The following is a 26986-nucleotide window of genomic DNA, read 5'->3' as shown; positions in this document are numbered from 1 at the left end:
AAATTCCGAAGGCTGATGGAACCTATGCTGATGTTAAGACGATGATGGAAAGACGATGGGTGATGCGTTTATATAGCGTCTCTTCGAACGCTTCGCGTCACCTCTCGGCGTCGCATCAAAACCTCAACGAATAGGGTCCCTGTGTTTCTGGAAATTGGAATTGTGGCGTTTCTCACCATCCTCAATGGTGTGCTCGCCATGTCGGAGCTGGCAGTCGTGTCTTCCAGAACCGCCCGCCTGAAGGTTCTCTCCGACAATGGGAGCAAGGGTGCGGCTCAGGCAATCAGACTTGCCGAAAACCCCGGTCGCTTTCTCTCCACGGTTCAGATCGGCATCACGCTGGTCGGCGTCCTTTCGGGCGCCTTCTCAGGGGCCACCCTCGGGGGCCGCCTGGCGGGCTGGCTGGAGACGCAAGGCATGTCGTCGACGGCCGCCGATGCCGTTGGCGTCGGTTCGGTCGTCGTCGCAATCACCTATCTTTCCCTCATCGTCGGCGAGCTTGTTCCAAAGCAGATCGCGTTGCGAGAACCGGAAGCAGTCGCGGCGAAGGTCGCGCCCGCCATGGCAGTGCTTTCGAAAATTGCGCTGCCTCTCGTATGGCTTCTGAACGCCTCCGGAAATCTTGTGCTCAAGCTGCTGGGCCAGACAGGAAAAGGCGGCGATAACGTCTCCGACGAAGAAATCAAAACCGTTCTGGCCGAGGCGCAGTCGGCCGGCGTCATCGAAAGCGAAGAGTCCGCGATGATATCGGGCGTCATGCGGCTGGCGGACCGCACCGCCCGAGCGCTGATGACGCCGCGGCGCGACGTCGAAATCATCGATATCGACGACAGCCTTGATGAAATTCGAGCTCAGCTGCACCGGACGAAGCGGTCTCGGCTGCCGGTTCGCAAAGGCAGTTCGGACGAGGTGATCGGCATCCTTCCGGTCAAAGATTTCTACGATTCGATGTCCGAACACGGCAGCGCCGATATCAAGGCGCTGACACAGGACGTTCCGGTGGTTTCAGACCTTTCAACCGCCATTCATGTGATTGAAGCAATCAGGAAATCGCCCATCCACATGGTGCTGGTTTTCGACGAATACGGCCATTTCGAGGGGATTGTTTCGTCAGGCGACATTCTGGAAGCGATCATGGGGGCTCTCCAGGAGGGGCCTGTCGACGAGCAGGCCATCGCACGTCGGGACGACGGCTCCTATCTGGTGTCGGGCTGGACGCCGATCGACGAATTCGCCGAGTTCTTGAATCTCAAACTCGATGACGATCTCGAATATCAGACGGTGGCCGGCCTAGTGCTGGAAGAGCTGAAACATCTGCCGGAACTGGGCGAGAGCTTCACGAGAGACGGGTGGCGCTTCGAAGTCATCGATCTCGACGGCAGGCGCGTGGACAAAATACTCGTGTCTGCGGAGTGAACCGGCGAGTGCCTTCCTCGCCCGGGGGATCGTCAGGCGCTGACGGCGGCAAGACCGCCAAGATCCGAATCCGCCACATGAAAGATGTGGTTCGACAGCAGGAGTGAATGCCATGGCATGGTCCGCCCACCAATATGTGAAATTCGAGGACGAGCGCACGCGGCCGGCACGCGATCTTCTGGCGCAGGTGCCGCTGCAGAGCATCCGCCGCGCCGTCGATCTCGGCTGCGGGCCGGGCAATTCGACCGAGCTCATCATCGACCGCTACGGCGCCGAGGGCGTCTCGGGCCTCGACAGCGATTTGAACATGCTGGAGGCAGCCCGAAAACGGCTTCCTGGCACCGCTTTCGTCGAGGCCGATCTCGCCAGCTGGCAGCCTCGGGAACCGGTCGACCTGCTCTTTGCCAATGCGGTGTTCCAATGGCTGCCGGATCATCTCGATATATTCGACCGGCTGATGGACGGGCTTTCCCCAGGCGGAGCGCTGGCGGTGCAAATGCCGGATAATCTCGGCGAACCCACCCATCTGCTGATGGAGGAGACCGCGCATGCCGGCCCCTGGAAAGCCGCCTTCGAGGAAAAGAGCGTGCGCCGCAAGGGCCTGCCGGCACCCTCGACCTACTACTCCAGGCTGATCGCCAAGGCCTCGCGCGTCGATATCTGGCACACGATCTACAACCATCCGATGGCGGACGCGGCTGATATCGTCGAATGGGTGAAGGGCACCGGGCTGATGCCCTATCTCGCCCATGCCGGTGAAGCGCATCGCGAGGCATTTCTGACGGATTATCTCGCACGGGTGGAAAAGGCTTATCCGAAGATGTCGGACGGGCGGGTGCTGCTGCGCTTCCCCCGGATCTTCATGGTGGCGGTGAAGGGGTAAGCGGTACCCAAGACGTTCCACGTGCTGTCAAATGCCTGTTATCCCTCGCCCCATATGTTGCGGCAAAACCGGCGCGCATTATAGTCGGCCGGAAAATCTCAGGGAGACGACACATATGGACGCTGCCCCTACTCCACCGGTCACCCTCGTCATCTTCGGCGCCACGGGAGACCTGACGCGCCGCCTGCTGGTGCCGGCGATCATCAATCTCACCCGCAGCCGTCTCGTCGGCGAGGATCTCCATATTCTCGGCGTCGGCATCGAACCCGGCGACGACGAATTCCTGCGCAAGCGGCTCGACGAGTTCCTGCACCATCTGCACGGCGAGGAGCAGACGGTGAAGGACGAAGCCTGGGAGAGCCTGCGCCGGCGCATTTCCTATATGGCGGGGGATTTCACCAAGGAGGATATTTTCCTCGCGATCGGCAGGCGGCTGGGACCGGATGCCAATGCCGCCTTCTATCTCGCGGTGCCGCCATCCTTCTTCGGCACGATCGTCGAAAAGCTCGCCGCCCATGGGCTGACCGATGAAAAGGAGGGCACCTTCCGCCGCGTCGCCATCGAGAAGCCGTTCGGCACCGATCTCGCCTCGGCGCGGGCGCTCAATGCCCAGATTCTTGCCCAGATCGACGAAAGCCAAGTCTACCGGCTCGACCATTTCCTCGGCAAGGAGACGGTGCAGAACCTGATGACGGCGCGTTTCGCCAATATGATCATCGAGTCTTTGTGGAACAGCCGCTATATCGACCACGTGCAGATCACCGCCGCCGAAATCGTCGATGTCGGCAGCCGCGGCAAGTTCTACGATGCGACCGGCGCGCTGCGCGACATGGTGCCGAACCATCTCTTCCAGTTGCTGGCGATGATCGCCATGGAGCCGCCGAACAGCTTCGATGCCGAAGCGATCCGCAACGAGAAGAGCAAGGTGCTGAAGGCGCTGCGCATCTATACGCCCGAAGAGGCGAAGACGCATGGGGTGCGCGGCGCCTATGCCGCAGGACCGCTCAACGGCGCCGAGCTTCCGGCCTATCGCGATACCAAGGACGTTTCGCCCGATAGCAGGACCGAAACCTTCGTGGCGCTGAAGCTCTATGCCGATACCTGGCGCTGGGCCGGCGTGCCCTTCTACTTGAGAACCGGCAAGGCGCTGACGGCGCGCGATACCGAAATCGTCATCACCTTCCAGCCGGTGCCCTTCGCGCAGTTCCGCGAGACGGAGGTCAACCGCCGCCTGCCGCCGAACCGGCTGGTGATTCAGGTGCAGCCGGACGAGGGCATGAGCATGGAAATCTCGATCAAGTCGCCGGGGCTTTCGGTCGATACCACGCCCGTCTCACTCGATTTCCGCTATGCCGACAAGTTCGATATCAGCAAGACGACCGGTTATGAATCGCTGCTCTACGATCTCTTCATCGGCGATCAGACGCTGTTCCAGCGCGCCGACGGCATCGAGGCAGGCTGGGCGGCGGTGCAGCCCTTCCTTGATCTTTGGGCCGGGGATGAGAGCGTACCGGACTCCTACGCGCCGGGAAGCATGGGACCTGCATGCGCCGACCGCCTCATCGAACGCGACGGGCGGCAATGGCATGAACTCGGTGTCCTGATGCACCCGGACGGGAAGAACGGCAAATAGCGCCGTTCTTCCCTGCTCCCGCTTAGTTTCCGCTGTTGTCGCGGCAGGCAGGATTGATGGAGGCACCGCTGTTGCCGCCTTCCGTGGCGAGCGCGCCGCGCGGTTTGCGTGGCGGGCATCGCGCCCAATCCACGGGACCGCTGGGGGCGCCATCGTCGATGCTGCCCGTTTCGATCGAGTCGAGCGGGATCGTCAGTCCGCTTTGCGTCTCGGCTCCCGGCGCGGTGCCGAGCGGCGGCGTGCCGTCGAACCGGCCGCTGGCGTCCATGCCCATGTTCGACTGGGCAAGAACCGGGGCGGCGAGGCTGAGGAAAGCGATCGAAGTTGCTGCAATAAACCTGCGCATGATGCTGTTCCTTCTGGTTTGAGCGATGCCGATAATAACAGAAATTCGATCGTCCTTGTTCCGCTTGAACGGGGCTGACGATCAAAGTTTGGCGACCAGAATTTGAGCCTCGCGAGAGCCCTTCTTGCGTCTCAGCATTCCCAACGAGACAGCATCTTTTCGAGACCCGTCGGATAGAGCTCCATGCCGGCGTTCCGCAGCATGTCGCGGCCGAACCAGCGCGCCGTCGCCGCCGTCTCGTCGTGCTCGGAATAGTGGATTTCGTCGCGCTGATAGAGCGCTGAATCGACCAGCTCTATCTCGGCGGCGAAAATGAACTCGTGACCGATCGCGCCGTGATGCTCGAAGATGTTTTCGAGAAGGTGCCATGGGCCGACGATGCGGATTTCCGTCTCCAGCTCCTCCCTGATTTCGCGATGCAGCGCCTCTTCACGCGTTTCGCCGAATTCGATCGAGCCGCCGAGCGGCCGGACGCCCTTGATGCGCCCGCTGTCATCTTCCACTTCCGCGGCAAGCAGCCGGTCCCCTCGCCAAGCAAGGCCGATCACCTTCACTCTGATCTGCTGCGATGGGCGCCAGACGGTCATGCGGCTTTCCTTTCCGGACAGCTTATTCAATAAGCACGGTTTGCAAGAGGCAGCGGCGAGAGGTCCGCTTGCGCGCACGTTCCGCCTATCAGCCGCTAACGCGCATAAAAAAGCCCCGCAGCGAATACCGCGAGGCTCTTCTGTTTTATGCGTCCCTCAGACGAACTGGCTGAGGCCGGGGACGGAAGCGACGACCTCGTCGACGACTTCTTCGCCGGCATATTGCTTGGCGACTGCGATGGTTTCCTTGGCGAGCGTGGTGATTTCGCCCATGCCAAGGCCCTCGCCCATCAGCTGCTGGCCGAGGCCCATGATGCCGCCACCGCCGAGCGAGCTCATCAGCCCGCCGAGCAGGCCACCGCCGCCAGCGCCGGCACCGTTGAACTGGGCGACGAGGTCGGCGCCGCCGGGGATCGCTTCGATCATCCGGGCGACCGGACCATCGGCGGCCTCGCGCTGCAGGAAGCCAAGCATCATACCGAGCGCCTTTTCCGCCAGATCCGGCGCAATACCCACGCGATCGGCGATCTGGGTCACAACTTCATTCATCGTCAGCCTCCTATTTTTGACGTTAACGTCAACGTTAATCGAAATTCGGCCGCAACTCAAGCGACCCTCTCCCGCCGGCACTTTGTCCGGTTTCGCTTTCAATGCAACCAGTTGTTCGCATCCTCCTCCCTGCTTATAACAGGGAAACGATGGTTCGATGAAGGCGGCGGGAGAACCCATGCCTCCGACACAAACGGCGCCACGCCGAAGGGAGATACTCCGAATGCTCGAGGAAGGTAAGATTTTCATCGGCGCAAGCCGCAATCCCGATGACAGCATCAACAAGCCGGAATATCTCGACCTGAAGTTCGGCAACCGTCACGGTCTGGTCACCGGCGCCACCGGCACCGGCAAGACGGTGACGCTGCAGGTGCTGGCCGAAGGCTTCTCGCGCGCCGGCGTTCCGGTCTTTGCGGCAGACATCAAGGGCGATCTTTCCGGCATCGCCGCCAAGGGCGAGGCCAAGGATTTCCTGACCAAGCGGGCCGAGCTGATCGGCTTTTCCGACTATGAATTCGATCAGTTTCCGGTCATTTTCTGGGATCTGTTCGGCCAGAAGGGCCACCGGGTGCGTACCACGGTCGCCGAGATGGGGCCGCTGCTGCTCGCCCGGCTGATGGATGCTTCCGAGCCGCAGGAAGGCGTGATCAACATCGCCTTCAAGATCGCCGATCAGGCCGGGCTGCCGCTGCTCGACCTCAAGGATTTCACTTCGCTCCTCAACTATATGGGCGAGAACGCCAGCGAGCTTTCCAACCAGTACGGCCTGATCTCCAAGGCTTCGGTCGGCTCGATCCAGCGGGCGCTGCTCGTTCTCGAACAGCAGGGCGCGGAACATTTCTTCGGCGAGCCGGCGCTGAAGATCACCGACATCATGCGCACCAGCAATAACGGCTACGGCCAGATCTCGGTGCTTGCCGCCGACAAGCTGATGATGAACCCGCGCCTTTACGCCACCTTCCTGCTCTGGCTGCTGTCGGAGCTCTTCGAGGAACTGCCTGAGGTGGGTGATCCTGATAAACCGAAGCTCGTCTTCTTCTTCGATGAGGCGCATCTGCTCTTCAACGACGCGCCGAAGGTGCTGGTCGAACGCGTCGAGCAGGTGGTGCGGCTGATCCGCTCCAAGGGTGTCGGCGTCTATTTCGTGACGCAGAACCCGCTCGACGTGCCGGAAACGGTGCTCGCCCAGCTCGGCAACCGCGCCCAGCATGCGCTGCGCGCCTATTCGCCGCGCGAGCAGAAGGCGGTGAAGACGGCCGCCGACACCTTCCGCCCGAACCCGGCCTTCGACTGCGCCACCGTCATCACCAATCTCGGCACCGGCGAGGCGCTGGTCTCGACGCTGGAAGCCAAGGGCGCGCCCTCGATCGTCGAGCGCACGCTGATCCGCCCGCCGTCCGGCCGCGTCGGTCCGCTGACGGATGACGAACGCCAGCAGGTGATGGACAGGAGCCCTGTTCTTGGAGTCTATGACGAAGACGTCGACCGCGAATCCGCCTTCGAGATGCTGGCGGCACGGGCGAAGAAGGCGGCGGAAGCAGATGCCGCCAAGCGTGCGCAGGAAGAAGCGCAACAGCAGCCGGGCAGCACGAATTCAGGCTGGACGATACCGGGCTTCGGCGGCGATGCTGACAGCCAGCAGGGCCGCGGACAATCCCGCGGCCGGGCCTCCGGCTATCAGCGCGAAACGGTGATGGAAGCCGCGATGAAGAGCGTCGCCCGCACCGTGGCCACCCAGGTCGGCCGGGCGCTGGTGCGCGGCATTCTGGGGAGCCTGAAGCGGTAAGGCGGCGCACCGCCGGCAACGGAAAAGGATGGCGGGATTACCGTCTGCCATCTGCGGCCGGCTATTTTACCTTGAAGCAAAGAGCTTCACTCCCTAAATTCCTCGCCATCGACCATTTCTACAGGATGTGTGCCGCAATGGATTTCAACCCGATCGCAACGCCAATTTGCCTTGCCAACGGGGAAATCCAGATTCATGCCTGCATCCATCACCCTTTCTCACATCTCCTGGGCCGCGCCTGACGGACGGCCGCTTTTTTCCGATCTCGACCTGAGTTTCGGCGCGGAACGCACCGGTCTTGTCGGCCGCAACGGCGTCGGCAAGACGACGCTGCTGAAGCTCGTCTCCGGTGATATCCGGCCGCAATCGGGAACGATCTCCGTCAGCGGCAGTCTCGGCGTGCTGCGCCAGAGCGTGCAGATCACGGCTGGCGAAACCATCGCCGATCTCTTCGGCGTGGCCGAGGCGCTTGCCGTTCTCCGCCGTGCGGAGGCCGGCGAAGCGAGTGCCGAGGAGCTCGCATCCGCCGACTGGATGCTGGAGACGCGCATCGCCGCGGCGCTCAATCGCACCGGGCTCGAGGCAGAACCGCAGACGCCGCTTGCCGTGCTTTCCGGCGGGCAGCGCACGCGTGCGGGGCTGGCCGCACTGGTCTTCGGCGAACCAGATTTCCTGCTGCTCGACGAGCCGACCAACAATCTCGACCGCGACGGCCGCGAAGCCGTGATCGCGCTATTGTCGGGCTGGCGGGCCGGCGCGATCGTCGTCAGCCACGACCGGGAGCTGCTCGAAAGCATAGATGCGATCGTGGAACTGACCTCGCTCGGCGCCACGCGCTACGGCGGCAACTGGAGCCACTATCGCGAGCGTAAGGCTCTCGAGCTTGCCGCCGCCCGACACGATCTCGCCGATGCCGAGAAGCGGGTTGCCGAGGTTGCCAGAAAAGCCCAGGCGACAGTGGAGCGGCAGGCGCAGAGGGACAGCGCCGGCCGGAAGATGGCTGCCAAGGGCGGCATCCCGCGTATCCTGCTCGGCGGCATGAAAGAACGCAGCGAAACGACGGGCGGCGACAATGCCCGCCTTGCCGAGCGCCGGCGGACCCAGGCGGCCGAAGACGCAAAGGCAGCGCGCGAAAAGATTGAGATTCTTCAGCCGCTGTCGGTCACTTTGCCCGCGACGGGACTGCCCGCCACCAAGATCGTGCTGAGGATCGATGGTGTCACAGTTGGCTATCGGCCGGGCGATCCCGTCATCCGCGATCTCTGCTTCGAGATGACAGGACCGGAACGCATCGCCGTCACCGGGCCGAACGGCTCCGGCAAGACGACGCTGCTGTCGCTTATCACTGGCGCGTTGAAGCCTTGGACCGGCACGGTCGGCGTCATGACCGCTTTTGCAATGCTCGATCAGACGGTGAGCCTTCTCCATCCATCGGACTCGATCCGCGATAATTTCCGCCGGATCAATCAGCAAGCCGACGAGAATAGCTGCCGCGCCGCGCTTGCCCGCTTCATGTTCCGGGCCGATGCGGCGCTGCAGACCGTTTCGACGCTGAGCGGCGGGCAATTGTTGCGCGCCGGCCTTGCCTGCGTTCTGGGCTCGGCGCCGCCACCGCTGCTAATCCTCGACGAGCCGACCAACCATCTCGATATCGACTCGATATCGGCGGTCGAAGCGGGACTGCGCGCCTATGATGGCGCGCTCATCGTCGTCAGCCACGACGAAACGTTTCTCGAAAACATCGGGATAAGGCGGCGGCTGGAACTGACCGCCGTCGGCGCGGGCGTATAGATCAGAATTATGCCTGCTGCCGGCTACGAAGGCTGCGGGAGCGGCAGACGGCGACCGCCAGCGCCGCAGCGCAGATCAGGAGCTCTACACCGAAGGTCCAGTGCAACATGAAGCTTACAACCCAATTGCTGTAGGTCGCCGGCACCGTGGTCAGCTCGAATTTAGACCGGTCGAACGGCGCCAGCCAGAGCATCGGTGCGGCGACGGTATCCATGACCATATGGAGCATGATGGCTGCGAAAAAGACGGCAGCCATCAGGAACCGTCCCGGCGCCAGCCGGCCGATCGCGGGCAGAACCACAGCGGCGAGTGCCAGCCAGAACAGCGGCCAATGGGAGATGAAGTCGTGATGATGAACCCTTCCGCCGGTCACGAAGAAATAGACCATATCGAAATCCGGCAGCACGCTGCCGATCAGGGCCGCGGCCATGATGCCGGGTGCGGCGGATCGTTGTCGCGCAGCGCTTCCCAGAAGGTAGCCTGCCGGCAAATGAGCGATGAGCATCCTGTCTGGTCCTCCCGGTTGGCCCGGAAAATCCTCTAGGAACGATTCATGGCTAGAAATCGGCCGTTTCCAGCTCCCTTGCCTCTTTTTACGAGCAATGCTATTTGCTTTCTGCAACCTTTCGAGAAAGGAGGATCACGCTATGCAATATTATTTCCGGCATCATCGCCAGCGTGGTCCCGTCAACGCCCTGCAAATGCGTTTGCAGGGCTGACCGGAGACCGTTTCTCGACATCTCTTCCTGGTCTGCCCTTCGTGGCCAATGCGGCGCCGTATCCCAAGGTTCGCGCCCATTCCTGTAACTTCCCGGGTCCGATACGTGTAATCCCGTGATGGCTGAACGCCCCGGATCGCGTCCCCGGTCAAGACCAGAGAACGATCATGACCCTCATCAATATCCGCAATCTCGGCGTGACGCTGGGCAATCGGCTGTTTTCCAACCTCAATCTCGTCGTCAATGCCGGCGACCGCATCGGCCTCGTCGCGGCCAACGGCCGGGGGAAATCCACCCTGCTTGCCTGCATCACCGGCGCGCTCGAACCGAGCGAGGGCGAGATCACCAAGGCGCGCGGGCTCACCGTCGGTCATGTCGCCCAGAATGTGCCGGCAGCCCTTTTCGACACGCCATTCTACGATGCCGTGCTGCAGGCGCTGCCGGCCGATCAAGCCGAAAGCGAGGCCTGGCGCGTCGATGTGGTGCTGGAATCGCTCGAAGTGCCGGAGGAAATGCGCCGCCGGCCGCTCAAGCAGCTGAGCGGCGGATGGCAGCGGCTGGCCTTGCTGGCCCGTACCTGGGTCCGCGAGCCCGACGTGCTTCTGCTCGACGAGCCGACCAACCATCTCGACCTCGAAAAGATCGCACAGCTGGAGGGCTGGCTGAACGCCCTGCCGCGCGACGTTCCGGTCATCCTCTCCAGCCATGACCGCGCCTTTCTGGACGCGACGACCAACCGGACGCTGTTCCTGCGGCCGGAGCAATCGCCGGTCTTTGCCCTCCCCTATACGAGGGCGCGCGCCGCCCTCGACGAGGCCGACGCCTCCGAGGCCCGGCGCTACGAGCGCGACATGAAGACGGCGGAACAGTTGCGCAGGCAGGCGGCCAAGCTCAACAATATCGGCATCAATTCCGGCAGCGATCTGTTGGTCGTCAAGACGAAGCAGCTGAAGCAGCGGGCGGAGAAGCTGGAAGACGCGGCAAAGCCCGCGCATCTGGAACGCTCGGCCGGCGCCATCCGGCTTTCCAACCGCGGTACGCATGCCAAGGTGCTGGTGACGCTGGAAGATGCGGCAGTGACGACGCCCGATGGGACCCTGCTCTTCCGGACCGGCCGGCAGTTCATCTGCCAGGGCGACCGCATCGTGCTCCTCGGCCTCAACGGCGCCGGCAAAACGCGGCTGGTCTCAATGCTGAAGCAGGCGATCGGAAGATCGGATGCCGGAGCAGACGGCATCAAGGCGACGCCCTCGGTCGTCCTCGGGTATGGCGACCAGGCGCTCGCCGATCTTGCCGACAAGGATACGCCGATCGGCACGATCATCCGCCGCTTCGATGTCGGCGATCAGGGGGCGCGGGCTCTGCTTGCCGGCGCCGGCATGACGATCGACATGCAGGCAAAACCGATCGGCCAGCTTTCCGGCGGGCAGAAGGCGCGGCTCGGCATGCTCGTGCTCAGGCTGACGGAACCGAACTTCTACCTGCTCGACGAGCCGACCAACCATCTCGATATCGAGGGCCAGGAAGCGCTCGAAAGCGAGCTGATGGCGCAGGAGGCGAGCTGCCTGCTGGTCTCGCACGACCGCAGCTTCGTGCGGGCGGTGGGAAACCGCTTCTGGCTGATTGAAAAGAAGCGGCTGCTGGAGGTGGAGAGCCCGGAAGGGTTCTTTGCGTCGGTTGCGGGGTGATCGTGAGGGGGTGCCGTGCAGCCCCCTCATCCGCCCTACGGGCACCTTCTCCCCGAGGGGAGAAGGGGGAATCGAGACGTCGCCGCGAGTCTCTTCTCCCCTCGGGGAGAAGGTGCCGGCAGGCGGATGAGGGGGCCGGCGGCACACGTCAAAAACAGCCCAAACTACCGCTTCGGCGCCACCAGGCAGAAGAAGGCGCCCTGGGGGTCGGTGGCCTGGATGATCCAGCTGCCGCCGGGAACTTCCATCGGGCCGTTGACGACCTTGCCGCCGCCTGAGGTGACGCGTTCGATCGCGGCATCGATGGCCGGTACGATGAAATAGTAGCACCAGAAGGTCATCGGCATATCCGCCGGCTTGGTCATCATGCCGCCGATCTGCCGGCCGCCATGCGAGAAGAGATGGTAGACGCCCATCGGGCCCATGTCGAAATCGCTGTCCTTCTTCCAGCCGAAGAGCTTGGAATAGAAGGCCATCGCCTCCTCGCCATTGCCGGCATAGAGTTCACGCCAGCCGATATTGCCGGGCGCGTCGAAGGCCAGTTCCGGCCAGGTTTTCTCCATCGGCGCCGGCGTCATGATGCAGAGCACCGCGCCATGCGGATCGGCGACGACGGCAAAACGGCCGATGGTCGGGATATCTTCCGGCGGGCGGCGCACCGAACCGCCATTGGCGGCGAAATCCTTTGCCGACTGGTCGACATCATCGACGTCGACATAACCCGTCCAGTTCGGCGGAATCCCCTGCCCTTCCAGTTCGGCCGGGAATTCCATCAGACCGGCGACGCCGATGCCATTGGCCTCGAAGACCGTATAGGTGGGCATGCCTTCGACGGTCATTTCGGAGGTCGTCCAGCCGACGACCGAGCTGTAGAATTTCGCGGCGGCTGATGTATCGGGTGTCATCAGCTCGCACCAGATGAACTTTCCATGCGTCTCAGACATCAAACTCTCCCTTTTTCGACGTTTGGCGCGACAATGTCAGATCTTGCGGGCGTAATGCGCTTCCATGAACTGCTTCCACGAGCCATCGGGCTGTCTGGCGCTGGAGGTGAACGTACGGTGATCGGCATCGACGAAGGTGATCCGCTCGCGGTAATCGGCAAGCCCTTCGCCGTTGAAATCTGGGCCGGTGGTATAGAGGTCCAGCACGTTGCCCGAAGCATCGACCTCGCCTTCATAGACCCACATATAGTCCATCATGCTGCCGATCCAGCTTCCGACATACTTGCCTTTCTCGGCGTTGTAGCCGAGCGTCAGGACGGTTGTGGCTTGCTTGCCGTCGGGCATGCGGCCGGTCCCTTCGGCAACGAACCAGATGCCGTGCAGCGAGCGCACGGTTTCCGTCCAGTCATCGCCGCCGCCCATCTCGGGTGCGGTGACGTTCCACTTTCCGACGAGTCTTTCCAGGAAGGAGTGTTCCTTCAGCACTTCTGCAGTCTTCATCATCCTTCTCCCTTGGGTGATGTTGGCGTTCTTCCGCATCGCGGAGAGCGTGACGCCGTCCGAAAACCGCTGCATATCTTCCGGCATCATGCTCCGGCTCAGTGACAGCAGGATGGCGCCTTCGGGACCTCCTGATATTCGTCATGGCGGCGCACAAAGTTCATGATGCCGTCCTCGTTACGGCCCTTCGGGGCTCGGTCGAGGATCATCAGCGTGCCGATCAACTCTTCCGGACCGCGGGCGTAACTCGAATAGGTATGGAAGACCTCGCCCTTTTCATTGCGGTAGAAAGCGCTGAGGCCCGGCAGTTCGTCATGGGCGTCGGCCGGCTCCATGGCAGTGAAATTGTAGAAGACCTTGTCTTTGGCAAGATCCTCGGGGCTGAAAGAAACGTGATAATCGAAATTAAAATCGCTCCCGAAGGAGGAGACCCAGGGAAATTTCCATCCCATGCGCCTTTTATAGGCGGTGATCTTGTCGAGCGGCGCGCGCGAGACGGCAACCCAGGTGACGTCGTGATGGTTGAGATGCGGCAAGGCTCCATCCACATGATCCGACAGGAAGGAGCAGCCGGTGCAGCCGGCATCCCAATCCGGACCGAGCATGAAATGGTAGATCAGCAACTGGCTGCGGCCGTCGAAGAGATCGGCGAGCGACTTCTTTCCCTCGGGTGCATCGAAGATATAATCCTTGTCGACCTTCACCCAAGGCAGCGCCAGACGCTCGGCATTGATGCTGTCGCGCAGCTTCGTCGCCTCCTTTTCCTTCAAGAGCAGGGCACGGCGGGCCTCGAGCCATTGCTCGCGGGAAACAACTTCGTTCTGCATCGGATGCGCCCTCCTCCGGCGCTGCCGGCGAGCCGGCCCATCTCCTTCTCCTTGACTAAAAAGATTGATATCAATATAAAATGGTCATGTCAAATTCGGTTGAAATTCCTTTCTCTACAACGCTGCTGGTGCGCGACACCTGCCTTTGCCTGCATGCGCAACGAGCGGCGCGGGCACTCGCCCGCCTGTTCGATGACGCATTGCGGCCCGCGGGGCTGACCAATGGGCAGTTTTCGCTGATGATGTCGCTGAACCGGCCGGAGCCGCCGCCGATGGGGCCGGTCGCAACCCTGCTCGCCATGGACCAGACGACGCTGACCGCGGCCCTGAAGCCGCTGCAACGCAAGGGCTGGGTGAGCGTGATGGAAAATCCCAAGGACAGGCGCGGCCGGCTGCTTGCCCTGACCGGCGAAGGCAAGGCGGTGCTGGCAAGAGCGCTGCCGATCTGGAAAGAGACGCATGCGGCGCTCGACCAGAAGCTCCCGGATGGAAGTTCCGCGCGGCTGCGGCAGGATCTGCAGACGGTGTCGGGGATGACGGATGAGACGCCGAAGACGGCCGCTCGCCGCGCCAGCGGAGCTACAGCGCGGGTGATGGCCGAGTAGAGTTAACTCAGCATGCCCCGGATTCGAGAAATCGCTTTGTTTCCAGCGATGCGACCGGAGTGTGGGTGCTCGGGTCAAGCCCGAGCACGACGGAGATTGAGGAGCAGGGTCGGTTGGAGGCGATAGGCCTCCCCTTGCTCTGCCGTCCTCGAGCTTGACCCGAGCACCGTGCGATAAGCACTGCGTTCATGTCAGCAGCAAGCAAGCGACAGCCCCGACCGAAGCCGCAGGCAGTCGTCCGCAGCTTGCTGAACGCGTTTGGATCAGGCAACTGTGACCGGAACTTCGGTCGAGGTGCGCATGGCGTGGCTGTAGGGGCAGACGATATGGGCTGCGGCTGCGAGCTTTTCGGCCGTTTCGCGGTCGAGACCCGGAATATTGACCGTCAGCGCCACTTCGATGCCGAAGCCGGTGCCGTCTTCGCGCGGGCCGATGCCGACCTTGGCGGAGACCGTCGTGTCCTCGGGAATCTTGACCTTCTGCTGGCCCGCGACAAATTTCAAAGCACCGAGGAAGCAGGCGGAATAGCCGGCCGCGAAGAGCTGTTCGGGATTGGTGCCGGTCGCGCCGTCGCCGCCGAGTTCCTTCGGAACGGTCAGCGTTACGTCCAGAACGCCGTTGTCGGAAACGGCGCGGCCCGCGCGGCCGCCGGTAGCAGAGGCTTTGGTCGTATAGAGAATAGGCATCACGATCTCCTTTGATTGGCCCTTCGACTGGGTTGGATTTTTAATATCGCGCAATTAAATTGTACGCAAGTGAATTTTGCAAATTGCATTCGGAATTCGAAAAGAGGACAATCGGCGCCTCAGGGATGATGGATATGAAAGCGCAGACGACGAAGACGATGGAGATACCGCAGGAGGAAAAGCGGCTGGAAAAGCAGTTGTGCTTCGCAGTCTATGCCACGGCGCATGCTTTCACCCGCGCCTATAAACCAATTCTGGAGCGGGTCGGCCTTACCTATCCGCAATATCTCGTGATGCTGGTGCTGTGGGAACGCAGCGAACTGCCCGTGAAGACGATCGGCGAGCAGCTGGATCTCGATTCCGGCACGCTGTCGCCGCTGTTGAAGCGGCTGGAGCAAAGCGGGCTGATCAAGCGTATGCGCGACCTGCGCGACGAGCGGCAGGTGATCGTGTCGCTGACGCCGAAGGGTCAGGCGATGAAGGGGGAAATCGACACGATCATGACAGCGATCGGGCAAGCCGTGGGCTGTACGCTGGAGGAAATGGCTGAGATGCGCAACATGCTGCACCGGCTGCGCGATAATCTCGGGCGGGCCGGCCTGGGCGACGGCGGCTGAACGCAGCCGCCGGAGAGAAATTATCGGGATTTACCCGGCGACCGCTTCTTCTTTGCAGGCGCTGCTTCGGGTTCGGCTTCGGCCGCCTGTTGCAGGCGCAGCGCTCTCAGCTTCTCCGTCTTCTTTTCGCGGGCCGAGGCCTCGGCCTCGATGATGGCGCGCGCCGTGTGATCGGTGGCTTCCGCCTTGTCGCGAGGCGAAAGCTTGGCGGGATTGAAGAATTCTCCCTTGGTGGCGGTCATGTGCCCCTTCCTGAGTGATGGAGATGCCTCAGCCATTGCTCCGCGGCCGAAATCAGCGGGCGCGGATCGCTTTCTTCGGCGCCGGCAGCAGGCCTTCGCGCTGCAGCTTCTTGCGGGCGAGCTTGCGCTGGCGGCGGATCGCCTCGGCCTTTTCACGGGCGCGCTTTTCCGACGGCTTCTCAAAGGCGCTGCGCGCCTTCATCTCCCGGAACAGGCCTTCCCGCTGCATCTTCTTCTTGAGCACACGAAGCGCCTGATCGACATTATTTTCTCTGACGAGTACCTGCAAAATGAACTCCTTCCTGTTGGCGGCAAGGCCGCATTATCGATAACGAAACATCGGGTTGTCCGCGTAATGCCAAGGAACGGGCTCGCCACAACCAAAACAAAAAGGCCGGGCTTGAACCCGACCTCTTCCAGTCACTCAGCCTTTCCGCTGCCATCTATGGTCAGCCCGCTGCCATCCATGGTCGGCTCGCTGCCAGTACATCCGTGGTCAGATCGTCGCCAAATCAGTGCGCGGTGGGCGAATGACAAATCATGCAGCCTGAAGGTTATCAGCCGAATTCTTGCCGGACCGCTTGTCACGGACAATATCGTAGGTGACCTTCTGACCCTCGGCGAGTTCACGCATACCGGCGCGCTCTACTGCCGAGATATGGACGAAAACGTCCGTGGAACCATCGTCGGGTTGGATGAAGCCATAACCCTTGGTGCCATTGAACCATTTGACGACGCCTGAATTCATAACGATTTCCTTTTCAACCGCTTGAGTGCAACCGGGGAAGGATTTCCGCCGGCAATATCGATGTTGAGAGGAGATCTGACGAAGCGCTTCAGCGCGTAGACAAAGGTCACAAGCAATATTCGATACGCCCCATGTAGGCATTCTATCGAATTGAGCAATGGTTTTTCGAAAATAAATCCCTTCCGCGAACGGAAGAGGAAGCCGTCTGCCGTGCGAAAATCACCCGAGGCGGCCGTATCACGGCCGCCTCGGCGAGAATTACTGCCAGACGACGATCGGCGCCTTCGTCGGAACGCGGTCGTAGAGATCGATGATATCCTGGTTCATCAGCCTGACGCAGCCCGATGAAACGGCCTTGCCGATCGAGCGCCAATCCGGATTGCCGTGCAGGCGGTAGAGCGTATCCTCTCCATTCGAGAAGATGTACAGCGCGCGGGCGCCGAGCGGGTTCTTCAGGCCCGGCTCCATGCCGCCGTTCTCGATCGAATATTTGACGAGTTCCGGCTGGCGGGCGACCATCTCATTCGGCGGCTTCCAGCGCGGCCATTTCTGACGCCATTGGATGACGCCCGATCCCTGCCAGGCAAAACCTTCGCGGCCGATGCCGACGCCGTAACGCATCGCCATGCCGTCGGCCTGGACGAGATAGAGGAAACGCGACGGCGTATCGACGACGATGGTGCCGGGCGGCTGGCCCGTGGGATCGACGACGCGCTGACGATAATAGCGGGGATCGATCTGCTCGTAGGGCACGGCGGGAATAAGGAAGCCGCCGTCTTCGACGGGACCATACATGACGGCAAGCTCGGCGTCGCTCGGCACGCTCGATGTTCCCATGGACTGGAACAGGCGGACGGGCGAACGGTAGATGATCCTCGTGTCGCCTGCCGTCACAGTGTTGGCTGAGGAAGCGCAGCCGGTGAGCGCAGAAGCTGCGGTCAGTGCCGATAAGGAAAGAAAGCTGCGGCGGGAAAGATGTCTATCGAAGCTCATGACGCGGGACTGAGTTCCTTTTGATGCGGGAAGCCGAACGAGGCACCTGATAACCGATGATTCGTTCATTGCCGATAACGACAAGAGAAAATCTATCGGCTTGCGCCAAATAAACCATAGCTTCACGCAGACGTGTCCGGCCGCGAGCGGACGAATGGGTAGCGCTGTTGCAGCGCTACATCACAACGATCTCGGCCTTTGCGGGAACGCGATTATAGAGATCGATCACATCCTGGTTGAGCATGCGCACGCAGCCCGACGAGGTGGCCTTGCCGATCGATTGCCAGTCGGGCGTGCCGTGGATGCGGTAGAGCGTATCCTGCCCGTCCTTGAAGATATACATGGCGCGCGCGCCGAGCGGGTTCTGAAGGCCCGGATTCATGCCGCCGTTTTCCGCCGCAAAGGGGCGAACCTCAGGCTGGCGCGAGACCATTTCGACCGGCGGCGTCCAGTGCGGCCATTTCTGCTTCCACTGGATGACGCCGCGGCCCGACCAGGCATAACCGTCGCGGCCGAGGCCGACGCCGTAGCGCATCGCCTTGCCGTTGCCCTCGACCAAATAGAGAAAGCGCGTCTTGGTGTCGATGACAACGGTGCCGGGGCGCTCGAGCGTCTGATATTCGACTTCCTGGCGCAGGAACTGCGGCTGTATGCGGCTGACCGGGATCGACGGCAGGGTGAAATCCTCGTCGCGCAATTCGCCGTACATCGTCATATTCACCGGATTGCTGACCGGCAGGCCGTAGGTCTGGTTGAACTGGGTCCTGTAGAGCTCGCGCGTCTGCGGCACCGGCTGATCGGGAATGGGCCGCACCCGGCGCGGATCGACGCCGGGCGGCTGATAGAAGACCGGCGAGGTTTCCTGCACGAAGCGGGCCGGCGAATCGGCGGCGACGTCGGGAATGAGGATGTTGCAGCCACTCAGCGACGCGGCGGCCGTTACAAGCCCGGCAATCGGGAAAACCCGGCGCAGAAAATTCATGGAACCACCCCTATCAACGATCGGCAAGACAGTGACATCTGCCTGAACGATGGCATTCGCGGCTGGCGCGAGGCTGGCGTCAGGGTGGAAAATCAAACTCGCAAAACGGTGAATCCGCCGTCGCTATCGGCGACGGCGGCCGGTGTTGCCGGCCGCTGCAAACTCAAGCCGCCACTCCGTGGAAGAAGCGTATGCTCTGCTCGATCTCGGCGGGCAGCGCCGAGGTGTGGTTGCCGGTGACGGTATCCGTCTCGATGTGCGTGCCGGCGGCACGGGCGCGGCGGGCGAGCAGATCGGCGCGGTCGTTGAAATGGGACTCTTCCGTGCCGTGGACGACCCGGACCGGGCATTTGAAGCTATGGGCGTAGCACAGCGCTGAGCGCACCTCGAATTCATGCGCATTGCTGTCGTCGAAGCGGATGTCCTCGGGATAGCGGCTGAAGAACCGGAAAGCATTGGGATTGCCCGAGATCGGCGCGGCGGCGCGGAATTTATGCGTGCTCATTGCCGTCAGCATGGTCAGCGTGCCACCGATGCTGTGGCCGGCGATAAAAAGCCGCTGGGGATCGACGCCCGGCAGATGGGCCAGACGCTCGGTGGCGGCAAGGACGTCGTCCACCTCGTCGTAGAAGCCGGAGAAATTGCCCATCTGGCCGTTTTCGCCGCGTAGCGACGGCATCATCACCACATAACCGGCATCCATATAGGGCTTCATCAGCTGCCAGTGGCCGATGCCCATGGCATTGCCGCCGTGGAGGAAAAGCACGGCGGGCTTGGCGGTGCGCTCCCGCTTGTATTTCGAGACCCAGGCGGCGAGTTCCAGCTCGCCGCCATAGCCGGAGCGATAGAAGATCTTGTCGGCATCGGCAGGCGCATTCAGCGGTTCGTATTTATCGGGCGCCGGACCCTTTTTCAGGAGTTTCGTGCGGAAATGACGGCGGACGGCGGCATAGTCGTGCTTGGCAAGGCGCGGCTCGTCCGGAACGTCGAAAGCGGCGGCCATGCGCGGCAGAAAAATTGCACCGGCGAGTCCGGCCAGCACGGCGCGGCGGTGGCGGAAAAAAGAATTTCGTTCATGCGAACTCATGACGCAGCACCCAAATCAATTCCCCGGCACATAAGATTTGCACCGGAAACCGCGTTGCCGCCAATACACATCGTGTTGAAAATATCGTCCTGCGTCATTGTTGCGCAGGGGATCGGATTTTACTCCAGCTTGGCGTCGATCATGGCGATCAGCGTCCGCAGCCTGTCGGCCTCATAGGGCGGCTTGTCGGGGCGCAGGCGGGCGATGCGGGGAAAGCGCATCGCCACCCCCGATTTGTGCCGCGTCGAGCGGTTGATGCCCTCGAAGGCCACTTCGACGACGAAGCCGAAATCCTTGTCGGCGCGCACGGCGCGTACCGGGCCGAAGCGATCGGTGGTGTTGTTGCGCACGAACTTGTCGAGCACCTCGAGTTCGGCATCGGTGAAACCGAAATAGGCCTTGCCGACGGGGACGAGCTGTTCGCCATCCTCGTCATCGGCCCAGACTCCGAAGGTGAAATCCGAATAGTAGCTGGAGCGCTTGCCGTGCCCGCGCTGGGCATACATCAGCACCGCATCGACGTTATAAGGATTGCGCTTCCATTTGAACCAGGGCCCCTTCATGCGGCCGGCCTGATAGATGCTGTCGCGACGCTTGATCATCACACCTTCGATGACGGGATCGGGCGGGGCGGCGCGCAGATCGTCGAGCTCTTCCCAGGATGAAAATGGGACAAGCGGCGACAGATCGAAACGGTCATGGGGTGCGCGCTCGATGATTTCGGCCAAGCGGTCGCGGCGATCGACATAGGTGCGGCCACGGACATCCTCCTCGCGATCGAAGAGCAGGTCGTAGGCACGGATGAAGGCCGGGTAGTCGTCGAGCATCTTCGCTGTCACCGTCTTGCGGTTCAAGCGCTGTTGCAGATCGGAGAAGGTGCGGGTCGGGCTGTTGGAGCGCGCGGTGCCGCCGACCAGCAGCTCGCCATCGATGACGCCGGAAAAATCGATCGACTCGAGAACATCGGGAAAGGCGCCCGAAATGTCGTCGCCGGAGCGCGAATAGATCTTACGTCTGTCGCCGGAGCGGGAGAGCTGGACGCGGATGCCGTCCCATTTCCATTCGGCGGCATAGTCGGCCGGATCGAGACCGTCGAGATCGCCCTCCTCCACAGCATTGGCCAGCATGACGGAATGGAAGATCGCCGGCGTCGCCAGCACCGGTTTTTCACCGCCGCCCGTCAGCCATTCGAACAATGTCTCGTAAGGCGGCTGCAGCCCATGCCACAGGGTTTCGATCTCGGTGACGTCCTTGGCCCCGAGATCGGCGAGCGCCTGCTTGGCGAGACGGGCCGAAACGCCGATACGCATGGCGCCGGTCGCCAGCTTGATGAAGGCGAAACGGCCGGAGGAATCCAGCCGGTCGAGCAGGTCGCGGACGTAGCCGCGCACCTCGGTGCGGCCGAGCGCATTCATGCGGGTGACGACCTCGCCGAGACGCGGCTGGGCAAGGGCCGAGCGGTCGATATCCCTCTCATTGTCCCAGACGAGCGAGATGGTTTCAGCGAGATCGCCGACATAGTCATAGGAATAGCGGAACAGCACCTCGTCCATGCGCTCCAGCACCAGTTCGCGCAGCATGGCGGGCTTGACGTTGCGCACCTCCAGCGTGCCGGCGATGGCGGCAAGGCCATAGCCTCGATCGGGATCAGGCGTGTCGCGGAAATAGTCGGTGAGCAGCTTCAGCTTGCCGTTACGGCTAGGGGTCAGCACCAGGCGGTCGAGGAGATCGGCGAAGGCTTTCATGGGCGCCTCCCCACGCTAGGAAAAGACCCCTCCCCAACCCCTCCCCACAGGTGGGAGGGGCTAACCCGCGGCGACGCCCCGCTCTCTTTCGGCCGCGGCGTTTTCGGCGGTGATTTTGTGGTGGGACGACGCAGCAGGTTGAGCCCCTCCCCCTTGTGGGGAGGGGTTGGGGAGGGGTTTTCGGGCAGCACGCAGCTCATCTCAATCCCCCTCATCCTCGTAGCCCACGAGATGCAGCGGCTTCGCCTTGATGCCTTGCAACTGGCACCAGCGCACCAGGGCTTCCTCGCGGCCATGCGTCACCCAGACCTCGGCCGGATGCAGTTCCCGGATCGTTTCCGTCAGCTCCGGCCAGTCGCAATGGTCGGAGATGACGAGCGGCAATTCGACGCCGAGCTGTTTTGCACGCTGGCGCACCATCATCCAGCCGGAGGCGAAGGCCGGCAGCGGCTCGTTGAAGCGGCGGGCCCAGCGGTCGGCGAAGGCCGATGACGGGCCGATGACGACGGCGCCCTTGAAGGCGGATTTGTCGCGGCTTTCGATCGTGGCCGGCAGCAGTTCGCCGAGATCGACACCCTGCCCGATGTAATAGTCGCAGAGCTTCTCCATGGCGCCATGGATATAGATCGGCTCGGCATAACCGGCATCGCGCAGCAGCCGGATGACACGCTGGGCCTTGCCGAGCGCATAGGCGCCGACGAGATGGGTGCGCTCGGGAAACTGCCGCAACGAGGCCAGCAGTTTGCCGGTCTCGTCCATCGGATCGGGATGATGGAAAACCGGCAGGCCGAAGGTCGCCTCGGTGATGAAGACGTCGCAGGGAACCGGCGTATAGGCCGCGCAGGTCGGGTCGGGACGGCGCTTGTAATCGCCGGAGACGACGATGCGGGTACCGTTCTTCTCAATGGCGATCTGGGCCGAACCGAGCACATGGCCGGCGGGATGGAAGCTCACCTTCACGCCGTTAACCCATAGTTCCTCGCTGAAGGAAACAGCCTGCTCGCTGGCGCAGAAACCGTCACCGTAACGCAGGCGCATGATATCCAGCGTCTGGCGGGTAGCGAGCACGTTCACATGGCCCGGCCGGGCGTGATCCGAATGACCGTGGGTGATGAGCGCCCGCTCGACGGGACGCACAGGATCGACATAAAAACCGCCTTCCGGGCAGTAGAGTCCTTCCGGGGCGGGATAAAGCAGCGCATCAGCTCTCATGAAGCTAGAGATAGCGAGAAATGAACGCGAGGCTAGAGGGAGCGATTCAAGACGGGAGCCCGTCGAGGAAGGACAACACTGCGGCGTTGAACTCGGCCGGCCGCTGCAGTGGCGCAAAATGGCTGACGCCATTGAGATAGATCATCTGAGCGTCCGGAATACTGCGGGCGAGATATTCGGCATGGTCGGGCTTGATGAACTCGTCATGCTCACCGAGCACGATCGCCACCGGCACGCGGATCTGGCCGAGATCGGCGGCATCATAGTTCGGTTCGGTCCTCATCATCAGGCTAACCGCTTCGACGAAGCCATTAAAATCGTCCGGCGTCGCCGACAATGCCGCATAATCCTTGCCGTGCCTGCCGAAACAGCGGTCGATGACCGGCGTCGGTACGAATTCCAGAGTTCCGCTCGGATCCATGTTGCAGGCGAAGAAGAAGACGCCCTCGATGCGGGAGGGTACCGTCATCGCGAGAACGAGAGCGATACAGGCGCCGTCGCTCCAGCCGACGACGGCCGCCTTTTCCAGGCGCAGTTCGTCCATGACCGCGAGCACGTCGGCGGCCATCAGTTCATAGGTATAGGGACGGGAATCGCGGGTGCTGCGGCCGTGGCCGCGGCTGTCGATCAGCACGACACGGCGGCCGCTAGCGAGCAGCGCCGGGACCTGATAGCCCCAGTTGCCGCTATGGCCGAGGCCGCCATGCAGCAGAATGACGGCAGGGCCGCTCCCATAGCTCGCAAACCAGATGCGGGCGCCGGCGCGCTCGACATGGCCCTCGACGGAGGCTGGCGGCAAGGGCGCGGCGCCCTGTTCTTCGAAACGGATGAGATCGTCGTCCTGTGCTTCCATGGCGATGCCACTCCTTTTCCGGGGATTAAACACCTGCATAGAAAAGCCGGAAAACAGCCCAAGAACAACCAGAATCGCTTTCTAGCTGTTGCCTCGTTCGATGCAATCAGGGGGAGCAGGATGGGCAGGAAGCTTTTATATGGCGCAGCGGCGATCGCGCTCGCCGCTGTTGGCATCTATCTCAACAATACCAGCCTGCTTGCCGAGCATCGGCCGGGAAAGCCGGTGCTGCTTGCCCATCGCGGTATCGCCCAGCGCTTCGACGAGACCGATCTGAAGAATGATACCTGCACGGCGAGCCGCATGCTGCCGCCCAAACACGGCTATCTGGAAAACACCATTGCGTCGATGCAGGCAGGTTTTGCAGCCGGCGCCGATATCGTCGAGATCGACGTACATCCGACGACGGACGGTGAGTTCGCCGTCTTTCACGACTGGACACTCGACTGCCGCACCGATGGGCACGGTGTGACGCGCGAGCATTCGATGGCGGAGATGAGGAAGCTCGACATCGGCTATGGCTACACCGCCGATGGCGGCAAGAGCTTTCCTTTCCGCGGCCGGGGCATCGGCATGATGCCGACGCTGACGCAGGTGCTTTCGACCTTTCCGGACCGGCGCTTCCTCATCAACGTCAAGAGCCGCGACCCTTCCGAAGGCGAAAAGCTCGCCGCCGTGCTCAACGGGCTTTCCGCCGAGCGCCGGGCAGAGATCATCGTCTATGGCGGGGACGAGCCGATCGACGTCCTGCGCCGGCTCGCGCCCGATATCAGGACCGCATCGCGCAAGAGCCTGAAGGGCTGCCTCACCGGCTATATCGCCTATGGCTGGACCGGTCTACTGCCGGATGCCTGCAAACATGGGATGATGCTGGTGCCGGTCAATATCGCGCCGTGGCTCTGGGGCTGGCCGGACCGTTTCCTCAATCGGATGAAGGATGCCGGGACCGACGTCTTCGTGCTCGGCCCCTATCGCGGCGGCGATTTCTCCACCGGCATCGACGATCCCGCGCAGCTGGGCCGTCTGCCGCAGAACTATGCGGCGGGCATATGGACGAACGAGATCGAGGCGATCGGCAAGCTCGTGAAATGAAGCTCAGAGGCCGCCTGCCTGCAGCAATGCGGCGATCCCGTCGGGAGAGACCGGCTTCGAGAAGCGGTAACCCTGCGCCTCGTCGCAACCGGCCTGGCGCAGGAAATCCAGCTGGGCGTCGGTTTCCACGCCTTCGGCGAGAACCGACAGCTTCAGCGTCCGCGCCAGCGAAATGACGGCCGAGACGATGGCGACGGCGGTCTTGTCGCCCGGCAGGGCTTCGACCAGCGAACGGTCCATCTTCAGACGATCGAAGGGGAAAGTCTTCAGCGCCGCGAGGCTGGAATAGCCGGAACCGAAATCGTCGATCGACAGCCGCACGCCGAGCGCACGCAGCGATTCCATCATGGCGAGCGCGCGTTCGGCATCCTGCATCACCACGCTCTCGGTCACTTCCAACTCCAGCCAATGGGAATTCAGGGCGTGGCGTTCGAGCGCTTCGGCGACATGTTTTGCGAAATCCGGATCGGCGAACTGTTTGGCGGAGACGTTGACGGCGATCGTCAACGGCGTCAGGCCCATGTCCTGCCAGCGGCGGGCCTGGCGGCATGCGTCGTTCAATACCCAGAGGCCGAGGTGAACGATGAGGCCCGTCTCTTCGGCGAGCGGAATGAAATTGACCGGCGGCACCCTGCCCTTTGCCGGATGGTTCCAGCGCACCAGCGCCTCGAGGCCGGTGATGCGGCCGGTCGCGACGTCGACCTGCGGCTGGTACTCCAGGAAAAGCTGATTGCCGACGATCGCCTGATGCAATTCCTCCCGCTCGCTGAGCGGCATTCCGACGGGCGCGCTGCCGACGCCATCGTGATATTGCAGCGTGCTGCGGCCGAGTTCCTTGGCGCGGTACATGGCGCGGTCGGCATTGGCGAGAAGCTCTTCCGACGTCGCGCCATCGAAAGGGAAGGAGGCGACGCCGATGCTCGAGGTGACGGCGAACTCGCCGTCCTCGCCGCGGACCGGCCGGTTGATCGCCTTCTGCAATTCGCGCAGGCGGCGCATGATGCCGGCATCATGGCTCGACTGGTGGACGAGAACCACGAGGAATTCGTCTCCGCCGAGACGCACCACCATATCCGAAGCCCGCACGCTGTTGACCATGCGGACGGCGATTTCCTTCAGCACCTCGTCGCCGGCGGCATGGCCACGGCCGTCGTTAATGTCCTTGAAATTGTCGAGGTCGATATAGGCGACGGTGACCTTGCGATTGTTGCGCCGGGCCTGGTCGAGGATATTGGCCAGCCGTTCCTTCAGGAAGGCACGGTTCGGCAGGCCCGTCAGATCGTCATGATGAGCCATGAAATGGATGCGGTCATCGACACGCTTGCGCTCGATGGCGATGCCGGCGATGTGGGTGGCGAGCGCCACCAGCTTCATCTCGCGCTCGGTCGGTCTGCGCACTTCCCTGGAATAAAGCGCGAAAGTGCCGAGCACATTGTTCTGCGAGGTGGCAATCGGCGTCGACCAGCAGGAGCGAAAACCGAACGGGGCAACCAGGGCCCGGAAGTCCTCCCAGAGCGGGTCGCTCATCACGTCCTCGACGATCACGGTCTGGCCGCGCCAGGCGGCGGTGCCGCAGGAGCCGACTTTCGGGCCGATCGATACGCCATCGATCAGACGGCTGTAGCCGCCGGGCAGGTTGGGAGCCGCGCCGTGATAGAGCCGGGTGCCCTCGCTGTCGAGCAGCAGGACAGAGCCGTCGATACCGGTCAGCTGCGCCTCGATCATCAGCACCAGCGCTTCGAGGATCATCGGCAAGGGCTCGTTGCGGGCGATCATCTCGAGCAGGTTCGCCTGGCCGCGATAGAGATCCTCCTGCAACTTGCGTTCGGTGATATCGCGGGAAACGCCGATCAGGCCGATGATCTCGCCGCGATCGTTGCGCAGCGGTATCTTCGAGGTCAGCCGGACGATCGGCTTGCCGCCGCCGGGCAGCACGACCGTCTCTTCCATGTCGATACGGGCTTGCCCGGTCGCCATGATCTGCTGTTCGATATCGAAGTGGCGGCGGGCCGTCTCAAAGTCGAACAGGTCGAAATCGCGCTTGCCGGTCAGCTTTTCAGCACTTTCCAGGCCAAGGCAGCTCGCCGTGACGGCGTTGGCGAAGACGAAGCGGCTATCGCGGTCCTTGACGTAGAGAAAGTCGGGAAGTTCGTGGACGATCGCCTTCAGGCGCAGGTTCTCGATGCCTTCGGAGAGATGGTGGGCGGTCGATGCCATCATTGCCTCCGTCGCGGCGACGATACGGCGCGTTTCAGTGGTCAGGGCATCGGCTGATTCCCATCGCCTGGCACTCACTTCAGGCATGACCCCATTCTCCCCGGCGGCCGAAGGCCGTATCCCCGCAATATCCATCAGCGAAACTCTTCGTTTCAGAGTATTCGGCATTTCCTTCGGCTTGCTTAAATGAAAGGGTGAATGAGACGCCAATATCCGCGGCGATTTCCTGCCTTTGTC

The 26986-nt window shown here is 62.3% G+C and carries 27 protein-coding genes; 9 read left to right on the top strand and 18 right to left on the bottom strand.

Going from position 1 to position 26986, the window contains the following annotated elements:
* The first annotated feature begins 141 nt into the window (after positions 1-141).
* The 3 genes from CO670_RS23475 to zwf all read left to right on the top strand — a co-directional run bounded on the left by CO670_RS23475 (position 142) and on the right by zwf (position 3932).
* Positions 142-1416, top strand: coding sequence for a hemolysin family protein (locus CO670_RS23475; RefSeq protein WP_097592420.1), 1275 nt, complete (start codon positions 142-144; stop codon positions 1414-1416).
* Between the two features lie 112 nt (positions 1417-1528).
* Positions 1529-2299 (top strand): trans-aconitate 2-methyltransferase, encoded by a 771-nt coding sequence (gene tam, locus CO670_RS23470; protein ID WP_097592419.1) that lies wholly within the window; start codon positions 1529-1531, stop codon positions 2297-2299.
* Positions 2300-2414: 115 nt separating this feature from the next.
* Positions 2415-3932 carry a glucose-6-phosphate dehydrogenase gene (zwf, locus tag CO670_RS23465; protein WP_097592418.1) on the top strand — a complete coding sequence of 506 codons (1518 nt, stop codon included), beginning with the start codon at positions 2415-2417 and terminating at the stop codon, positions 3930-3932.
* Between the two features lie 22 nt (positions 3933-3954).
* Here zwf and CO670_RS23460 read toward each other — a convergent pair whose 3' ends face one another.
* From CO670_RS23460 to CO670_RS23450, 3 genes are all read right to left on the bottom strand, one after another.
* On the bottom strand, positions 3955-4278 hold the full coding sequence (locus CO670_RS23460) for a hypothetical protein (protein WP_097592417.1): 324 nt from the start codon (positions 4276-4278) through the stop codon (positions 3955-3957).
* Between the two features lie 131 nt (positions 4279-4409).
* Entirely contained in the window at positions 4410-4865 is a 456-nt protein-coding gene (locus CO670_RS23455) for an NUDIX domain-containing protein (RefSeq protein WP_097592416.1), read from the bottom strand.
* A 156-nt stretch (positions 4866-5021) separates the two neighbouring features.
* Positions 5022-5414 (bottom strand): hypothetical protein, encoded by a 393-nt coding sequence (locus tag CO670_RS23450; RefSeq protein ID WP_088674413.1) that lies wholly within the window; start codon positions 5412-5414, stop codon positions 5022-5024.
* 223 nt (positions 5415-5637) lie between these two features.
* Here CO670_RS23450 and CO670_RS23445 point away from each other — a divergent pair, with 223 nt between their 5' ends.
* Entirely contained in the window at positions 5638-7200 is a 1563-nt protein-coding gene (locus tag CO670_RS23445) for a helicase HerA-like C-terminal domain-containing protein (RefSeq protein ID WP_097592415.1), read from the top strand.
* A 195-nt stretch (positions 7201-7395) separates the two neighbouring features.
* A complete protein-coding gene (locus tag CO670_RS23440; RefSeq protein ID WP_097592414.1) occupies positions 7396-8991 on the top strand; it encodes an ABC-F family ATP-binding cassette domain-containing protein in 1596 nt (531 codons plus the stop codon).
* 7 nt (positions 8992-8998) lie between these two features.
* Here the strand turns inward: CO670_RS23440 and CO670_RS23435 are convergent, their stop codons facing one another.
* The gene (locus tag CO670_RS23435) at positions 8999-9496 is read right to left on the bottom strand and encodes a metal-dependent hydrolase (protein ID WP_097592413.1); all 498 of its coding nucleotides are present in this window, start codon (positions 9494-9496) and stop codon (positions 8999-9001) included.
* A 381-nt stretch (positions 9497-9877) separates the two neighbouring features.
* Here CO670_RS23435 and CO670_RS23430 point away from each other — a divergent pair, with 381 nt between their 5' ends.
* Positions 9878-11398 carry an ABC-F family ATP-binding cassette domain-containing protein gene (locus CO670_RS23430; protein WP_097592412.1) on the top strand — a complete coding sequence of 507 codons (1521 nt, stop codon included), beginning with the start codon at positions 9878-9880 and terminating at the stop codon, positions 11396-11398.
* Positions 11399-11562: 164 nt separating this feature from the next.
* Here CO670_RS23430 and CO670_RS23425 read toward each other — a convergent pair whose 3' ends face one another.
* The 3 genes from CO670_RS23425 to CO670_RS23415 all read right to left on the bottom strand — a co-directional run bounded on the left by CO670_RS23425 (position 11563) and on the right by CO670_RS23415 (position 13670).
* Positions 11563-12342, bottom strand: a complete 780-nt coding sequence (locus CO670_RS23425) for a VOC family protein (protein WP_097592411.1) — start codon at positions 12340-12342, stop codon at positions 11563-11565.
* 36 nt (positions 12343-12378) lie between these two features.
* Complete coding sequence (locus CO670_RS23420; protein WP_097592448.1) at positions 12379-12846, bottom strand: DUF1579 domain-containing protein; 468 nt, start codon at positions 12844-12846, stop codon at positions 12379-12381.
* 95 nt (positions 12847-12941) lie between these two features.
* Positions 12942-13670 carry a thioredoxin family protein gene (locus CO670_RS23415; RefSeq protein ID WP_097592410.1) on the bottom strand — a complete coding sequence of 243 codons (729 nt, stop codon included), beginning with the start codon at positions 13668-13670 and terminating at the stop codon, positions 12942-12944.
* Between the two features lie 86 nt (positions 13671-13756).
* Here CO670_RS23415 and CO670_RS23410 point away from each other — a divergent pair, with 86 nt between their 5' ends.
* Positions 13757-14275 (top strand): MarR family transcriptional regulator, encoded by a 519-nt coding sequence (locus tag CO670_RS23410; RefSeq protein ID WP_097592447.1) that lies wholly within the window; start codon positions 13757-13759, stop codon positions 14273-14275.
* 263 nt (positions 14276-14538) lie between these two features.
* Here the strand turns inward: CO670_RS23410 and CO670_RS23405 are convergent, their stop codons facing one another.
* A complete protein-coding gene (locus CO670_RS23405) occupies positions 14539-14961 on the bottom strand; it encodes an organic hydroperoxide resistance protein (RefSeq protein ID WP_097592409.1) in 423 nt (140 codons plus the stop codon).
* Positions 14962-15086: 125 nt separating this feature from the next.
* On the opposite strand from CO670_RS23405, the gene CO670_RS23400 reads away from it, so the two are divergent.
* Positions 15087-15578, top strand: coding sequence for a MarR family transcriptional regulator (locus tag CO670_RS23400; protein WP_097592408.1), 492 nt, complete (start codon positions 15087-15089; stop codon positions 15576-15578).
* A 20-nt stretch (positions 15579-15598) separates the two neighbouring features.
* On the opposite strand, the gene CO670_RS23395 is transcribed toward CO670_RS23400, so the two are convergent.
* The 9 genes from CO670_RS23395 to CO670_RS23355 form a co-directional block, all read right to left on the bottom strand.
* On the bottom strand, positions 15599-15820 hold the full coding sequence (locus tag CO670_RS23395) for a hypothetical protein (RefSeq protein WP_097592407.1): 222 nt from the start codon (positions 15818-15820) through the stop codon (positions 15599-15601).
* A gap of 52 nt (positions 15821-15872) precedes the next feature.
* Complete coding sequence (gene rpsU / locus CO670_RS23390; RefSeq protein ID WP_097592406.1) at positions 15873-16109, bottom strand: 30S ribosomal protein S21; 237 nt, start codon at positions 16107-16109, stop codon at positions 15873-15875.
* 249 nt (positions 16110-16358) lie between these two features.
* Positions 16359-16568 carry a cold-shock protein gene (locus CO670_RS23385; RefSeq protein ID WP_097592405.1) on the bottom strand — a complete coding sequence of 70 codons (210 nt, stop codon included), beginning with the start codon at positions 16566-16568 and terminating at the stop codon, positions 16359-16361.
* Positions 16569-16826: 258 nt separating this feature from the next.
* Positions 16827-17561 (bottom strand): L,D-transpeptidase, encoded by a 735-nt coding sequence (locus tag CO670_RS23380; RefSeq protein ID WP_097592404.1) that lies wholly within the window; start codon positions 17559-17561, stop codon positions 16827-16829.
* A gap of 175 nt (positions 17562-17736) precedes the next feature.
* Positions 17737-18543 (bottom strand): L,D-transpeptidase, encoded by an 807-nt coding sequence (locus CO670_RS23375; RefSeq protein ID WP_097592403.1) that lies wholly within the window; start codon positions 18541-18543, stop codon positions 17737-17739.
* Positions 18544-18706: 163 nt separating this feature from the next.
* Positions 18707-19630 (bottom strand): alpha/beta fold hydrolase, encoded by a 924-nt coding sequence (locus CO670_RS23370; protein ID WP_097592402.1) that lies wholly within the window; start codon positions 19628-19630, stop codon positions 18707-18709.
* Between the two features lie 119 nt (positions 19631-19749).
* A complete protein-coding gene (locus tag CO670_RS23365; RefSeq protein WP_097592401.1) occupies positions 19750-21375 on the bottom strand; it encodes a cisplatin damage response ATP-dependent DNA ligase in 1626 nt (541 codons plus the stop codon).
* A gap of 201 nt (positions 21376-21576) precedes the next feature.
* Positions 21577-22587, bottom strand: a complete 1011-nt coding sequence (locus tag CO670_RS23360; protein ID WP_097592400.1) for a ligase-associated DNA damage response exonuclease — start codon at positions 22585-22587, stop codon at positions 21577-21579.
* 46 nt (positions 22588-22633) lie between these two features.
* Positions 22634-23440, bottom strand: coding sequence for an alpha/beta hydrolase (locus tag CO670_RS23355; RefSeq protein WP_097592399.1), 807 nt, complete (start codon positions 23438-23440; stop codon positions 22634-22636).
* 120 nt (positions 23441-23560) lie between these two features.
* On the opposite strand from CO670_RS23355, the gene CO670_RS23350 reads away from it, so the two are divergent.
* Entirely contained in the window at positions 23561-24532 is a 972-nt protein-coding gene (locus CO670_RS23350; RefSeq protein WP_097592398.1) for a glycerophosphodiester phosphodiesterase family protein, read from the top strand.
* 3 nt (positions 24533-24535) lie between these two features.
* Here the strand turns inward: CO670_RS23350 and CO670_RS23345 are convergent, their stop codons facing one another.
* A complete protein-coding gene (locus CO670_RS23345; protein ID WP_097592397.1) occupies positions 24536-26836 on the bottom strand; it encodes an EAL domain-containing protein in 2301 nt (766 codons plus the stop codon).
* Between the last annotated feature and the right edge of the window lie 150 nt (positions 26837-26986).

It is taken from the genome of Rhizobium sp. J15 (genome assembly GCF_002531825.1).
GTDB lineage: Bacteria > Pseudomonadota > Alphaproteobacteria > Rhizobiales > Rhizobiaceae > Rhizobium.
This window is presented reverse-complemented; position numbering and strand designations above follow the sequence as displayed.